13 protein-coding genes are annotated in these 14,473 nt (G+C 36.9%); 11 read left to right on the top strand and 2 right to left on the bottom strand.

From position 1 onward, the window contains the following. Nucleotides 1-4: 4 nt before the first annotated feature. The 7 genes from AC07UM_RS09925 to metF all read left to right on the top strand — a co-directional run bounded on the left by AC07UM_RS09925 (nt 5) and on the right by metF (nt 9,020). On the top strand, nt 5-1,543 hold the full coding sequence (locus tag AC07UM_RS09925; RefSeq protein ID WP_124532103.1) for an ACT domain-containing protein: 1,539 nt from the start codon (nt 5-7) through the stop codon (nt 1,541-1,543). 112 nt (nt 1,544-1,655) lie between these two features. Continuing rightward, the gene (locus tag AC07UM_RS09920) at nt 1,656-2,816 is read left to right on the top strand and encodes an O-succinylhomoserine sulfhydrylase (protein ID WP_494683616.1); all 1,161 of its coding nucleotides are present in this window, start codon (nt 1,656-1,658) and stop codon (nt 2,814-2,816) included. 29 nt (nt 2,817-2,845) lie between these two features. After that, on the top strand, nt 2,846-3,232 hold the full coding sequence (locus tag AC07UM_RS09915) for a four helix bundle protein (RefSeq protein WP_494683617.1): 387 nt from the start codon (nt 2,846-2,848) through the stop codon (nt 3,230-3,232). Further along, nucleotides 3,207-4,217 carry a homocysteine S-methyltransferase family protein gene (locus AC07UM_RS09910; protein ID WP_494683618.1) on the top strand — a complete coding sequence of 337 codons (1,011 nt, stop codon included), beginning with the start codon at nt 3,207-3,209 and terminating at the stop codon, nt 4,215-4,217. Before AC07UM_RS09915 ends, AC07UM_RS09910 begins: the two co-directional genes overlap by 26 nt. Before the next feature lie 82 nt (nt 4,218-4,299). Beyond that, entirely contained in the window at nt 4,300-5,391 is a 1,092-nt protein-coding gene (locus AC07UM_RS09905) for a fatty acid desaturase family protein (protein WP_494683619.1), read from the top strand. Nucleotide 5,392: 1 nt separating this feature from the next. After that, nucleotides 5,393-8,053 (top strand): methionine synthase, encoded by a 2,661-nt coding sequence (gene metH / locus AC07UM_RS09900; RefSeq protein ID WP_494683620.1) that lies wholly within the window; start codon nt 5,393-5,395, stop codon nt 8,051-8,053. Between the two features lie 7 nt (nt 8,054-8,060). Further along, nucleotides 8,061-9,020 (top strand): methylenetetrahydrofolate reductase [NAD(P)H], encoded by a 960-nt coding sequence (gene metF / locus AC07UM_RS09895; RefSeq protein WP_494683621.1) that lies wholly within the window; start codon nt 8,061-8,063, stop codon nt 9,018-9,020. A gap of 53 nt (nt 9,021-9,073) precedes the next feature. Here the strand turns inward: metF and AC07UM_RS09890 are convergent, their stop codons facing one another. Then, entirely contained in the window at nt 9,074-9,757 is a 684-nt protein-coding gene (locus AC07UM_RS09890) for a hypothetical protein (protein WP_494683622.1), read from the bottom strand. A gap of 91 nt (nt 9,758-9,848) precedes the next feature. Continuing rightward, nucleotides 9,849-11,000 carry a hypothetical protein gene (locus AC07UM_RS09885; protein ID WP_494683623.1) on the bottom strand — a complete coding sequence of 384 codons (1,152 nt, stop codon included), beginning with the start codon at nt 10,998-11,000 and terminating at the stop codon, nt 9,849-9,851. A gap of 101 nt (nt 11,001-11,101) precedes the next feature. Between AC07UM_RS09885 and folE the strand changes: the two genes are divergently transcribed. The 4 genes from folE (at nt 11,102) to AC07UM_RS09865 (ending at nt 14,113) form a co-directional block, all read left to right on the top strand. Next, nucleotides 11,102-11,770, top strand: coding sequence for a GTP cyclohydrolase I FolE (folE, locus tag AC07UM_RS09880; protein WP_494683624.1), 669 nt, complete (start codon nt 11,102-11,104; stop codon nt 11,768-11,770). A gap of 3 nt (nt 11,771-11,773) precedes the next feature. Next, nucleotides 11,774-12,205 carry a DinB family protein gene (locus AC07UM_RS09875; RefSeq protein WP_103235402.1) on the top strand — a complete coding sequence of 144 codons (432 nt, stop codon included), beginning with the start codon at nt 11,774-11,776 and terminating at the stop codon, nt 12,203-12,205. A 125-nt stretch (nt 12,206-12,330) separates the two neighbouring features. After that, entirely contained in the window at nt 12,331-13,797 is a 1,467-nt protein-coding gene (gene cysS, locus AC07UM_RS09870; protein WP_494683625.1) for a cysteine--tRNA ligase, read from the top strand. A gap of 64 nt (nt 13,798-13,861) precedes the next feature. Next, on the top strand, nt 13,862-14,113 hold the full coding sequence (locus AC07UM_RS09865; protein WP_494683626.1) for a hypothetical protein: 252 nt from the start codon (nt 13,862-13,864) through the stop codon (nt 14,111-14,113). Nucleotides 14,114-14,473 lie beyond the last annotated feature (360 nt).

The following is a 14,473-nucleotide window of genomic DNA, read 5'->3' as shown; positions in this document are numbered from 1 at the left end:
AGTAATGAAAAATGCTAACGAAATAAAATTTTTGAAAAACAGATCAATCATTAAATTTGAAGGAGAGGATTTCCTCGGAGAAATCGGGATTGACGGAAGAATTTTTAAAGCGCTTACTTTAGCGCGTATCAGTGTAGGAGTAATTTCTCAACAGGCCATAGAAAACGGAATTTCTATTTTGGTTCAGGAAATTGATGCAGAAAAAGCAGTAGCTTGTCTTATTGATGAGTTTGAAGCAGAAAGAAAATCTGGAAAAGTTTCTCAGATCTATAGTATCAATAATGTTTCTGTAATCGGTTTTGTAGCAGAAGATTTCAATAAAGTCTTTGCCGAACTGGCAAGAAATAATGTTTTCCCATTATTGCTGAATCAGGTAGCAGGAGAAAACAGAGTTAATATCGTAGTGACTTCTTCACAGGATGAAAAAACAAAAAATATCATAGAATCTGAAATTTTCAAAAAACCAAAGACGGTTCATCTGGCAATTATTGGTCACGGAAATGTAGGAAAGACATTAATACAGCAGGTACTTGAATCTGCAGAAGAAATTAAGAAACGTAAAAAAATAGACCTTAAAGTAGTTGCAGTAGCCAATTCAAAGAAAATAGCCTTCAACAAAAAAGGATTCGATGCCAATTGGGGCGATGAGGTTTTGACAGCAGAACATCCGTCGAATGTAGAAGAACTTATTAATTTCTCTAATGAAAATCAACTGGAGAATCTTATCGTTGTGGATAACACAGCAAGTAAAGATTTTGTAAAGAACTATCATGCTTTGGCAGAAAACGGATTCGATCTGGTTTCTTCCAACAAAATTTTCAATACCCTTCCCATTGAAGAGTATAGAAAACTAAGATATACGTTGAGCAAAAATAACAGACGTTATCTGTATGAAACCAATGTTGGAGCTGGTTTGCCGTTAATTGATACGATCAAATTATTACACCTTTCAGGAGAAAATATCACAAGAATCAAAGGAGTATTCTCAGGAACACTGAGCTATGTATTCAATAATTTTTCTTTGAGGGATGATAAATTTTCAACCATCATCAACGAAGCTTTGGAAAAAGGCTATACAGAACCGGATCCGAGAGAAGACTTATCCGGAAATGATGTAGCAAGAAAACTATTGATTTTAGCAAGAGAGCTAGACCTGATCAATGAATTCGGTGATATTAATATCCAAAACCTTGTCCCGGAAAGCTTACTTGAAGTTTCAAAATCAGAATTTCTTTCAAGATTGGATGAACTGGATGAAGAATACCAGAAAATTAAAGAAAATCAGGAGCCTGGTCATGTGTTGAGATATGTGGGTGATTTACATGGTGACTTGCAGAAAGATAAAGGTGAATTGGATGTGAAATTGATTTCAGTTCCTGCAACTTCAGCATTAGGACAGTTAAAAGGTTCCGATTCTATCTTTGAAATTTATACAGAAAGCTATGGAGAAAATCCAATCGTGATTATGGGAGCCGGAGCCGGAGCGCAAGTAACTGCTAGAGGAGTATTCGGAGATATTTTAAGAGTAAGTGAAACGAAATAATATTTAACGTAATAATCTACCAATTTGGCAGTGTAACCATAACGGCAATTGTCCTTCTGGGCATCGCGAAGAATCTGATGGCTACACTGTGAAATTGATCAATTAAAACTATATGGAAAATTTTGAAACATCAGCAATAAGAACCCAGACTGAAAGATCTCAGTTTGACGAGCATTCCACACCATTATATCTTACCTCCAGCTTTATATTTCAGGATGCAGAAGATATGAGAGCAAGCTTTGCAGAAGAAAAACCTAAAAATCTATACAGCCGTTTCTCTAATCCGAATGTGACAGAGTTTACTGATAAGATTACTAAGATGGAAGGTGCAGAAGCCGGGTATGCCTTTGCAACAGGAATGGCAGCCATCTATTCTACATTTGCTGCACTCCTGAATGCCGGAGATCATATTGTAAGCTGTCAGTCTGTATTCGGATCTACACACACTTTGTTTACCAAGTATTTCCCGAAATGGAATATTGAAACTTCTTATTTCAAAGCGGAAGATGCTCAGAATGTTGAAAAATATATTCAACCCAATACAAAGATATTATACCTTGAAACTCCCACCAATCCAGCGATTGAAATTCTGGATCTTGAGTTCTTCGGGCAGATCGCCAAGAAACATAATCTTATTTTCATTGTAGATAACTGTTTTGCAACACCTTATCTTCAACAGCCTGTCAAATACGGTGCGGATATCGTTGTACATTCAGCAACGAAACTGATTGACGGACAGGGAAGAGTGCTAGGAGGAATAGCAGTAGGAAAAGAAGACCTGATCAGAGAAATTTATCTTTTTGCAAGAAATACAGGACCTGCATTGTCTCCTTTTAATGCATGGGTATTATCAAAAAGCCTTGAAACACTAGCTATCCGAGTGGAAAAACACTGTGAGAACGCATTGAAAGTAGCTGAATTCTTAGAAAGTCATCCTAATGTTGAACTGGTAAAATATCCTTTCCTGAGATCCCACCCGAGTTATGAAGTAGCTAAAAAGCAGATGAAGCTTGGTGGAAATATCGTAGCGTTTGAAATAAAGGGAGGAATTGAAGGCGGAAGAAACTTTTTAGACAAGATACAAATGTGTTCACTGTCCGCCAACCTGGGTGATACAAGAACGATCGTTACCCATCCGGCATCCACTACACACTCCAAATTGTCAGACGAAGAAAGAAATGAAGTAGGGATTACAGCAGGGCTGGTTCGCTGCTCAGTAGGATTGGAAAATGTAGATGATATCATCGCAGATCTGAAACAGGCTTTAGGTTAGTTAATCGTTGACAATTTATAGAGAGCCCAATGGATAGAAACTACAAAGAATTAGCAATTTGGAGGGAAGGAAAAAAGTTGGTTCATTTAACTTATATCCTTACTGCAAATTTTCCTAAAGAAGAATTTTTGGCTTTAACAGGCCAAATAAGAAGAATGACAACTTCAGTTTCGTTCAATATAACGGAAGGAAGTAGAAGAGAAGTTTCTGAAGATACTTTACAGTTTCTGCATATTGCTGGAAACTCTCTCTATAAAATGGAAACTCAATTCCATTTTGCTTCAGACCAGCATTTTATTTCTAAAGAAGATTTTGAAATCATCAATAAACAAATCCTCTTATGCAAAAAACTGGTCAGCGGATTTATAAACTATTACAAATTGATAGAAAATGAAAAACTCAGAACAATTATATAAAGCTTTATCCGAAAGAATATTAATTCTTGACGGTGCAATGGGAACCATGCTTCAGAGATATAAGTTTGAAGAAGAAGACTACCGTGGAGAGCGTTTCAAAGATTGGGAGCATCCTGTAAAAGGAAACAATGACCTGCTTTCTCTTACACAGCCCCAAGCTATTGAAGAAGTTCACAAGAAATATCTGGAAGCCGGGGCTGACATTATTGAAACCAATACGTTTTCAGGAACTACGATCGCGATGGCAGATTATCACATGGAAGATCTGGTATATGATCTGAACTATGAGTCTGCAAAGATTGCCAGAAAAGCTTGTGACGAATATACAGCACAAAATCCTGATAAGCCGAGATTCGTAGCTGGATCTATAGGGCCAACGAACAGAACGGCAAGCTTAAGCCCCGATGTGAATGATCCAGGATATAGAGCGATCACTTTTGAAGAGTTGAGAGTAGCTTACAAACAGCAGTGTGAAGCTTTGCTGGATGGAGGTTCAGATATCCTTTTGGTAGAAACCATCTTTGATACATTGAATGCGAAAGCAGCTTTGTTTGCTATTGATGAATTGCAGGACGAAAGAGGAATAAAAATTCCAATCATGGTTTCAGGAACCATTACAGATGCTTCAGGAAGAACATTGAGCGGGCAGACGGCAGAAGCTTTTCTGATCTCAGTTTCCCACCTGAATTTATTAAGCGTAGGTTTCAACTGTGCATTGGGAGCAGATCAGCTGACTCCTTATCTTGAAACTCTGGCTCACAATTCAGAATTCTATGTTTCAGCTTATCCGAATGCCGGTCTACCGAATGCTTTCGGAAAATATGATGAAACTCCTGAAGATATGGCAAGACAGATCAAAGAATATGTGGAAAAAGGACTGATCAATATTATCGGAGGATGCTGTGGTACGACTCCGGAACATATTAAAGCGATCGCTGATCTGGTACAGCAATACCCGCCAAGGAAATTGAAGGAATTTGTATGATTTGATAGATTTTTTTAATTAAAATCAAGAATGAAGGCTGAATTATAAATGTTAACTTTAAGTAAACCATAAAGTTAACTATATGGAAAAGCCAATTTACTTAAAAGATTCAAAGGATGTCAGACTATTTAATGAGCTGAGAAAGAAAGTGAACCAAAGAGTAGAAAGCATTTCTGAGAATAGGGATATCTACATTCAGATCAAGGCGGTTGTTCTGCCGCTACTCTATATCGGGTTATATTTTCTTGCCGTTTTGAATGCAGAGAAGCATTGGATCTACATTCTGAGTTTTGTTTTAATGGGGATTTCTCTGGTTTTGATTTATTTAAACCTAATTCATGAAGCGGCCCATAACAATATCTATAAAAGTAAAAGACTGAATGGGCTGGTTCTGCATATTTTTGATTTTATAGGAGCCAATTCCTATATCTGGAAAAAAAGACATATCGCAAGCCATCATGCTTATCCGAATGTAGATGGATGGGACACAGATATAGAACAAAGCGGATTACTTTTAATTGTACCGTGGATCAAAGCGAAAGGGGTACAGAAGTATCAGGATAAGTTTTTCTTTTTAGTATATCCGTTGTATTTGTTCAACTGGATGTTTATAAGAGACTTTAGAGACTTCTTTGATAAGGAAAGAGTGATCTTGAAAACCCAGGGAAAAATACCCGTTATTGAAAAAGTTAAAATGATAAGCTATAAACTGTTCTATTTCTTTTATCAGATTGTGGTTCCTGTTGTGTTCTTTAAAGTATCAATGGGTTTAGCTTTAGGAGCGTGGTTTTTACAGGTTATATCAGCAAGTATTTTTGCATTGTTTGTTTTATTGCCTTTGCATCCCCTTCCTGATAATGCCTTTCCAAAATTAAATAAAGAAAAAGGTCTTCCATTCAGTTGGCTTCGTCATCAGTTTGAGGTGACCAATGATTTAAAAGAAAATAACTGGTTAGTAAGAAATGTGTTGGGGAATTTCAATTTTCATGTAGCCCATCACCTGTTTCCCAATTACAGTTATATGTATTACAATGAGATCACAGAGGAGATTGAGGAATTTGCTAAAGAACATGGTTTAGCATACAAAAGATTTCCACTGATTACAGCTTTAAGTAAGCATAGGGATTTATTGAGGCAGAATGCCAATAATGCCTACTATATTTTAGAAGAATAAAATGAAATATTTAAGATTATCAGGCCTTGAGCCTCTTATCATAACGCCGGAGAGTAATTTCATCAATGTTGGTGAAAGGACTAACGTTGCCGGCTCCAAAAAGTTTTTAAGACTGATCAAAGAGGAGAAATTCTCTGAAGCATTAGATATTGCCCGCCATCAGGTAGAAGGAGGTGCCCAGATTCTGGATGTCAACTTCGATGATGGTTTGATTGATGGTAAAGCATCGATGATCAAATTCCTGAACTTAATTGCCTCCGAACCGGATATCGCAAGAATTCCGATCATGGTAGATTCTTCCAAATGGGAAATCCTGGAAGCTGGTCTTCAGGTAGCTCAGGGAAAATGTGTAGTGAATTCGATCAGCTTAAAAGAAGGTGAGGAAGAATTCATCAAACATGCCAAAGCCATTAAAAGATATGGTGCAGCAGTTATTGTAATGGCATTTGATGAGGTAGGGCAGGCTGACAGTTTTGAACGCAGAATTGAAATTTCAAAACGTTCCTATGATATTCTGGTAAATCAACTTGGTTTTCCTGCAGAAGATATCATTTTCGACTTAAATATCTTTCCGGTGGCAACAGGAATGGATGAGCACCGAAGAAATGCCATCGATTTTATTGAAGCGACACGCTGGGTAAGACAAAATCTTCCGTATGCATCCGTGAGTGGGGGAGTGAGCAATGTTTCATTCTCTTTCCGTGGAAATGATACCGTGAGAGAAGCTATGCACTCCGTATTCCTTTATCACGCTATTCAGGCAGGGATGAACATTGGTATTGTAAACCCTGCCATGCTGGAAGTTTATGATGAGATTAATAAAGAATTGCTGGGACTTGTAGAAGATGTAATACTTGATAAAAGAGAAGATGCTACAGAAAGACTTCTCGACTATTCGGAAAAACACAAATCGGTCAAAAAAGAAAAGACCGAAGACTTAGAGTGGAGAAACAATCCATTACAGGAAAGAATTACCTATGCTCTGGTAAAAGGAATTGACCGCTTTATTGAAGAAGATGTAGAAGAAGCAAGACAAGTAGCTGCAAAACCACTTCATGTTATTGAAATTAATCTGATGACCGGAATGGGAGTAGTAGGAGATTTATTCGGAAGCGGAAAAATGTTCCTGCCACAGGTAGTAAAATCGGCAAGGGTAATGAAAAAAGCAGTGGCTTATTTACAACCTTACATTGAAGCTGAAAAAGACGGATCAAGGCCGGCTAATGGAAAAATTTTAATGGCAACCGTAAAAGGAGACGTTCATGATATTGGTAAAAATATTGTGAGCGTTGTTTTGGGTTGTAACAATTATGAAATTGTTGACCTTGGAGTGATGGTTCCTGCTGAAAAGATCATCCAGACAGCTATTGCAGAAAAAGTAGACGTTATTGGGTTAAGCGGATTGATCACACCAAGTTTAGATGAAATGGTATATATCGCATCTGAATTGGAAAGACAAAATTTAGATTTTCCTTTATTAATCGGAGGAGCTACTACTTCAAAGGCACATACCGCAGTGAAAATCGATTTAAAATATAAAAATGCTGTCGTTCACGTGAATGATGCTTCACGAGCTGTAAACGTCGTAAGCTCATTATTGGGTGACAGAAATAAAGAATATGTTTCGGATTTAAAGAATGACTATTCCGATTTCAGAGAAAAGTTCCTGAACAGACAAGTGGATAAAGATTATGTTTCTATTGAAGAAGCAAGAGAAAACCATTTTAAAATTGATTGGGAAAATGAAGATATTTTCACTCCGAATACTATAGGAATAAAAGTAATCGAAAATCAGGATCTGCAGGAGCTTCTTCCTTTCATCGACTGGTCACCATTTTTCAGAAGCTGGGATTTACACGGAAAATATCCAAATATCTTAGAAGATGAGGTCGTAGGTGCTCAGGCTAAAGAATTATTCAAAGATGCTCAGGTTATTTTAAAGAGAATTCTGGATGAGAAACTGTTGACAGCAAAAGCCATCTTCGGAATCTTTAAAGCCAATTCCAATGAATCTGATGATATCTTAATTTTTGATGAGGATAATAATGAGCAGGCTAAGTTTCTGACCTTAAGACAGCAGGCTCAGAGATCAAAAGGAAAAGACTATCTGGCTCTAAGTGATTTCATTGCCCCTCAAAGCTCTGGAAAAACTGATTACGTGGGAGCATTCTGTGTAACAACAGGATTTGGAACCGATGAATTGTCCAGTGAATATGAAAAGGCCAATGATGACTACAATTCTATCATGGTGAAAGCTTTGGCAGACCGTTTTGCAGAGGCCTATGCCGAATTTTTACATAAAAAAGTCAGAACAGAATACTGGGGATATGCCAATCAGGAAAGCTTAAGCAATGAAGAACTAATCGCGGAAAAATACAAAGGAGTCCGTCCGGCACCAGGATATCCGGCTTGCCCAGACCACCTGGAGAAGAAAACAATATGGGATCTTCTGAAAGTAGAAGAAAATACCGGCGTTTTCCTTACAGAAAGCCTTGCTATGTTCCCGACAGCGTCTGTTTCCGGATATTATTTCGGAAGCCCGCATGCCAAATATTTCGGATTAGGAAAAATTACAGAAGACCAGCTTAAAGATTATGCTGCAAGAAGAGGTTGTAGCATACAGGAAGCAAGAAAATGGTTGTCACCCAATTTAGCAGATTAATATTGACATGAAGATAACAGAACACATTAAAAACGCAAATGGAAAAACTTTGTTCTCCTTAGAAGTTGTTCCGCCACAAAAAGGAATCGGGATTGAAGATTTGTACACCAATATAGATCCGTTGATGGAATTCAAACCTCCATTCATTGATGTTACTACTTCAAGAGAAGAATATATTTATTTAGATAAAGGAAATGGATTGATGGAACGCCGTATTACAAGAATGCGTCCCGGAACATTGGGAATCTGTGCCGCCATTCAACATAAATACAATGTAGATACTGTTCCACATTTGCTTTGCGGAGGGTTCACGAAAGAAGAAACAGAATATCTTTTGGTAGACTGTATGTACCTAGGGATAGACAATGTGATGGCTTTAAGAGGTGATGCCATGAAAGGGCACCAATATTTTGAGCCTACTCAGGGAGGGCATGCAAGTGCCATGGATCTTGTGAATCAGATTAATAACTTAGGAAGAGGAAAATATCTTCATAACGAAGAGCAGATTTGTGACGAACTTAATAAATTCTGCATCGGTGTTGCCGGATATCCGGAGAAACATATGGAAGCCCCTTCCATGAATTATGATCTGAAGTGGCTGAAACAAAAAGTAGATGCCGGAGCAGATTATATTGTTACCCAAATGTTTTATGACAATAAAAAGTATATAGAATTCGTTCAGAAAGCAAGAGAAATGGGAATTACGGTTCCTATCATTCCGGGAATTAAACCAATTGCTACGAAAAAACATTTGAAAATCCTGCCGCAGGTATTCAAAATAGACCTTCCCGAAGAACTGATCACTGAAGTGGAAAATGCAAAAAATAATGAAGCGGTGAAGCAGATCGGTATAGAATGGGCGATTGCCCAATGCAAAGAACTTTTGGATTTTGGAGTTCCTGTTCTGCACTTTTACTCGATGGGGAAAAGTGATAACATCAAAAAAATAGCCGGTGAGCTATTCTAATAAAAGTACCAAAAATGAAGGAACCCCTGTGAATTTTCACAGGGGTTTATTTTTTATTGATTTAAGAACTTAACCAGTTTGATGAGGTCTGCCTCTTTATTTATTTTAATATTATTCGATTTTACGAATTTTTCAATATCATCTTTTTTCGCCGGGAAAGCTTCCGCTATCTCTTTTACTTTTCTTGGGTTCTTAATATATCCTGACTCTGTTTTAATATAATAGACAGGATCCATTGCATTAAAACTTGCAGGTCTATCCGTTTCGTATGAATTTCTGGCAGTAAAAGCCTTTTTAAACTCTGTTTTTACTTTTTTATAAAGTGCATTTTTACCATTTACCAATTCAAAGAAATATCCTTTTAGATCATCACCAGTGTCAAGCTTTACCAATGTTTCTTTAGTTCTGGTAAATTCAATTCTGGTAAAAGGGCTGTCCGGAACTAAAGAATAAGTTTCTTCATCCTTCTTGAACTCAACTTCATCAAAATATGTATTGTAACGTGCTACAGTAGTTTCAGCTCTGTCAGCAACAATAAATTTAGCGGGTGAAAATGCTTTGTCATAGTAAGGAGTACCCTGTATGTCATCATAGCTGATCCCCTTACTGTTTGAATCTCCATTCTGATAAAAGGTGTGATTCAGTAATCGTGATCCGTCATAACTCAATGTCGTCATCTGCTGGGCAGAAAGAGGAATGAAAGATACTAATAAGATACTGATAATGATTTTTCTCATTGTATATGGTTTTATTTAGTTTATTGAAAAATTACTTTCAAAAGTACAAATATTCCATTAAAATAAATGAAAAGAAAGAATTGTTCTTGAATTATAAATCCTGGTGCCTCTCAAATTCTTTATTCCTGTCAAACAAATATCGGTAGGTAGCCAGCTTTCGGGTAACAGTAGTATCCAGAGTTTCTGCAATCTTGATCATTTTAGGATTAAAATCACCAATCCACTGCAGTTCTGTAATCTTGAAATCTGTATGTTTTCTCAAATGCTGGGTTCCTTCCCAGATCATATACCCATCAATCCCTTTCTTCTGCCATTCCGGAACAACACCAAAGACAAGTCCCACCATTTTCTCATTCTTTTTGAATCGTTTTAAAAACAAAAATTTAAGCTTTTCAAAAATGCCAAATCTTCCATTCAAATATTTAAACCACTGGTTGAGGTCCGGAATATTGATCCACATAGCAATAGGTTTTTCATTTTCATAGACAAACCAGGAAATATGCTCATTGATAATAGGTTTCATCGTATTAAACATTTTCAAAACCTTAGCTTCTTCCAGATGTTTTCCTTCCCCGTGGCAAGCCCATGCCTTATTATAAACTTCAGTAAAATCTTTTGCAAACTTGGCCAGATTATTCTTTTTCATAGGTCGGGCCGAAATAGCCGGATTTCTTCTGTTCTTTTCATGAGCAATCGTGAAAATTCTTGAAACTTCTGCAAAAACAGGTCTGGTAAAACAAAGCTGTTCAAAATAAATCTGAAATCCATAATTCTCAAAAAGATCTTTGTAATAGGGAAGGTTGTAATTCATTCCAAACAGTGGTTCAATAAAACCTTCAATTAAAAGTCCCCAGAATTTGTCCCGTTCTCCGAAATTAATAGGACCGTCCATCGCCTCCATTCCTTTTTCCTGAAGCCAGTTTTTACAATGGTCAAAAATAAAATTGGCAGTTTCCTGATCATTGATACAGTCGAAAAAACCAATTCCTCCGGTAGGTTGCTTTTGCTCATAAAGGGTATTGATAAAAACGGCTACTTTACCAACCGTTTTATCATTCCTTTTAAACAGAAATCTTTTACACTCCCCATTTTTAAAGAATTTATTCTTTTCAGGATCGAAAATCTCTTCAATATACTTATCTAAAGGTCGGATGTAATTTTTGTCGTGTTGATAAATTTTTGCCGGGAATTCTAGAAATTCCCTTTTATGGAGTTGGTTTTGTACTTCTTCGACAATAATCATAGGCTTTTTAATCAGAAATGGCTATAAAAGATAATGTTTTTCATCTTTTTTGAAATAGATAAATAGATATTATCCGTATTTTTGCTGCAAATTAAATAAAAATGGTTGATTTTACTGATAACGACGATGATATTTTCACTGGAAAAGAACATACGCCTATAAGGAAAGATGCTTTTGATAAATCGCCACAGGAAAAAATAGAAAAAATTACCAAGCTTTTTGGTGAGATTATGGAAACATTAGGAATGGATATGACAGATGATTCTCTGAAAGATTCTCCCAAGCGTGTTGCCAAAATGTATGTGAACGAGATTTTCGGAGGACTTCTTCCGGAAAATAAGCCAGGAATTTCCACTTTCTCCAATAAATATAAATACCGCCAAATGCTGGTGGAAAAAGATATCACCGTATACTCTTTTTGTGAACACCACTTCTTACCCATCATAGGAAGAGCACACGTTGCTTATATTTCCAATGGGGAAGTGATTGGTCTTTCAAAAATTAACAGGATTGTTGATTATTATGCAAAAAGACCACAGGTTCAGGAAAGGCTTACCATGCAGATTGTAGATGCTTTGAAAGAAGCATTAGGAACAAAAGACGTAGCGTGTATTATTGATGCAAAACACCTTTGTGTAAACTGCAGGGGAATTAAAGATACGGCAAGTTCTACAATTACTGCAGAATTAAGTGGTATTTTCAGAACAAATCCTATTACAAGACAAGAATTCTTACATTATGTGGGAAGCCATGCAAAACTGGATTATTAGACAATGAACTACCAAATTCTTAAGAATATTATTGATGCCGAACTTCAGAGATTTCAAAATATCACTGAAGAAGAATGGTCATATAGAATTTCATCGGAAAAATGGTCTAAAAAAGAAATTATTGGCCATCTTTGTGACAGCGCTTTTACAAATATCCGTAGATTTGTTGTGACACAATATAAAGAGAACGAAAATATTGTATACGATCAGAATTTTTGGGTAAAAGCTCAGGACTACCAGAATGTTCCGACTGCAGATCTTATTGATCTGTGGAAGTCGCTGAACTATCAGATTGTTCATATAGTTGAAAATATCCCGGATGAAGCATTACAAAGAACCTGCGATACGACCAAAACGGAGCCTCGGGTTTTTACATTGGAATTCATTATCAATGATTATGTAGACCATTTGCAGCATCATTTAAAAGCGATTTAATTATGATAAAATTTAAAAAAGTTTCCGATAAAATTTTCATCACGACAATTATTTGTTGTGACAGAATTATTTTTTAACTAATTTTTGAATCTTTAAAACTATTAAATCTTTTAACTTAAAAATAAATGCAATTAAAAATATATAACTCCCTTACAGCGGAAAAAGAAATATTCAAACCTATTTTAGAAGGAAATATCGGAATGTACGTCTGCGGACCTACAGTGTACAGCAATGTGCATTTGGGAAATGTAAGAACTTTCCTTTCCTTCGATTTTATTTATCGCACCCTAATGCATTTGGGGTATAAAGTAAGATATGTAAGAAATATCACCGATGCAGGTCACCTTACCGATGATGGAAATGTAGAGAATGACAGATTCGTAAAACAAACCAGACTTGAAAAGCTGGAGCCTATGGAAATTGTACAAAAATATACAGTAGATTTCCATAAAGTACTGGAGATGTTCAACCTTTTGCCACCCAATATTGAACCTACAGCTACAGGTCATATCGTTGAGCAGATCGAACTGACTCAAAAACTGATTGAAAGAGGCTTCGCTTACGAAAGCAATGGTTCGGTATACTTTGATGTATTAGAATACAATAGGAGAGGATTGAACTATGGCGAACTTTCAAAACGTAATATAGAAGAGCTTTTTGCCAATACCAGAGACCTTGATGGCCAGGGTGAAAAGAAAAACCCACAGGATTTTGCATTGTGGAAAAAAGCATCGCCGGCTCACATCATGAGATGGAATTCTCCTTGGGGAGAAGGATTCCCCGGATGGCACCTTGAATGTACTGCGATGAGTACAAAATACTTAGGAGAAACATTTGATATCCATGGAGGAGGGATGGACCTTAAATTCCCTCACCATGAATGTGAAATTGCACAAGGGAAAGCTTGTAACGACGCGGCACCGGTAAACTACTGGATGCATGCCAATATGCTGACAATGAACTCACAACGTATGAGCAAGTCTACAGGAAACTACATTCTTCCGATGCAGCTGGTTACAGGTGATAATGACTTCTTTGAAAAACCTTTCCATCCTACAATTGTGCGTTTCTGCTTCTTGCAGGCACATTATAGAAGTGTTTTGGATATTTCAAACGATGCCATGATTGCCAGCGAAAAAGGATTCATTAGGTTGATGGAAGCTGTTAAAGTATTGAACTCCATCACTCCAGACGATACAAAACAGTCTGGCTTCAACTTGAAAGAGTGGAAGAACAAAGCATATGAGGCTTTAACAGATGATTTCAACTCTCCAATCCTGATCGCTCACTTATTTGAGGCTGTGAAGTATATTTTTGCCTTGAATGATGACAAAGAGACAATCTCTACAGAAGACCTGGAAGATTTAAAAACGACATTGAATGCCCTTATATTTGATGTTTTAGGTTTACAGGCTATAGAAGAAAATAATAATGAAAAGCTTGATCAAACCTTAAAGGTTCTTATCGAGCTTAGAAATCAGGCAAGAAAATCTAAAAACTTTGATCTTTCAGATCAGATCAGAGATAAACTTCTTGCAGAAGGAATAGAATTAAAAGACGGAAGAGACGGAACATCCTATGTTCTGAACTAAAAACACAACTTCGTTTTACAATTACCATTCCGTAGGGATCCCACATATTCAGGATTCTTACGGAATGTTTTTTTTATTCCCTCCTGAGAATATATCCGGATTTCTGATTCTTTCTCTTTACCACATCATTTCTCAATCTCTCCCAAACGTTTCCACACTCCAATCCTCCAACTCTCCGACTTTTCCAGGAGCTATTCCTGCTATCCATTCTTACTCCTCGCCCCAGCGCTCTCCAACCCCTCCAATCCACCCACTCTCCAACGCAAGCTGTGGGGTATCCATTCCTATCAGGGCTAGGGGAGGGAATGATGAATGATGAATGATGAGTTGTGAATTAGGTTTTCGTGTTTCGCGTTTCGCGTTCCGGTTTTTTGGTTTTAAGGTTACAATTCCAGGTTTTAGGATATGAATAGGAGTATTCTGTATCATCAACTTTCTCTCTTATATATTATATCCATCACCCTCTGTGCAAATCCGTGCTCACTGTGGTTGATGATCCTACCAACGAATAATCATGATACCCTTATCCAAATATTCATCCAGATTGTAAAAATTCAATAGAAACGGGTTTCAACCCGTTTAATAAAAAGAAAACTAGCTTATTGGCTTTAGCCGAAACTTAAATAAAGACTATTTGTTTTTAAAAAAGCCTCTGCTATTATATATAGGTGTACCT

It is taken from the genome of Chryseobacterium sp. GW821-FHT04C04 (assembly GCF_059420365.1).
This window is presented reverse-complemented; position numbering and strand designations above follow the sequence as displayed.

What these genes read in the sequence shown, in the direction of transcription:
- AC07UM_RS09905 (WP_494683619.1), top strand. Translation starts at nt 4,300, where the DNA reads ATGGAAAAGCCAATTTACTTAAAAGATTCAAAGGATGTCAGACTATTT.
- folE (WP_494683624.1), top strand. Translation starts at nt 11,102, where the DNA reads ATGGTTGATTTTACTGATAACGACGATGATATTTTCACTGGAAAAGAA.
- AC07UM_RS09915 (WP_494683617.1), top strand. Translation starts at nt 2,846, where the DNA reads ATGGATAGAAACTACAAAGAATTAGCAATTTGGAGGGAAGGAAAAAAG.
- AC07UM_RS09865 (WP_494683626.1), top strand. Translation starts at nt 13,862, where the DNA reads ATGTTTTTTTTATTCCCTCCTGAGAATATATCCGGATTTCTGATTCTT.
- metF (WP_494683621.1), top strand. Translation starts at nt 8,061, where the DNA reads ATGAAGATAACAGAACACATTAAAAACGCAAATGGAAAAACTTTGTTC.
- AC07UM_RS09925 (WP_124532103.1), top strand. Translation starts at nt 5, where the DNA reads ATGAAAAATGCTAACGAAATAAAATTTTTGAAAAACAGATCAATCATT.
- AC07UM_RS09885 (WP_494683623.1), bottom strand. Translation starts at nt 11,000, where the DNA reads ATGATTATTGTCGAAGAAGTACAAAACCAACTCCATAAAAGGGAATTT.
- metH (WP_494683620.1), top strand. Translation starts at nt 5,393, where the DNA reads ATGAAATATTTAAGATTATCAGGCCTTGAGCCTCTTATCATAACGCCG.
- AC07UM_RS09920 (WP_494683616.1), top strand. Translation starts at nt 1,656, where the DNA reads ATGGAAAATTTTGAAACATCAGCAATAAGAACCCAGACTGAAAGATCT.
- AC07UM_RS09910 (WP_494683618.1), top strand. Translation starts at nt 3,207, where the DNA reads ATGAAAAACTCAGAACAATTATATAAAGCTTTATCCGAAAGAATATTA.
- cysS (WP_494683625.1), top strand. Translation starts at nt 12,331, where the DNA reads ATGCAATTAAAAATATATAACTCCCTTACAGCGGAAAAAGAAATATTC.
- AC07UM_RS09875 (WP_103235402.1), top strand. Translation starts at nt 11,774, where the DNA reads ATGAACTACCAAATTCTTAAGAATATTATTGATGCCGAACTTCAGAGA.
- AC07UM_RS09890 (WP_494683622.1), bottom strand. Translation starts at nt 9,757, where the DNA reads ATGAGAAAAATCATTATCAGTATCTTATTAGTATCTTTCATTCCTCTT.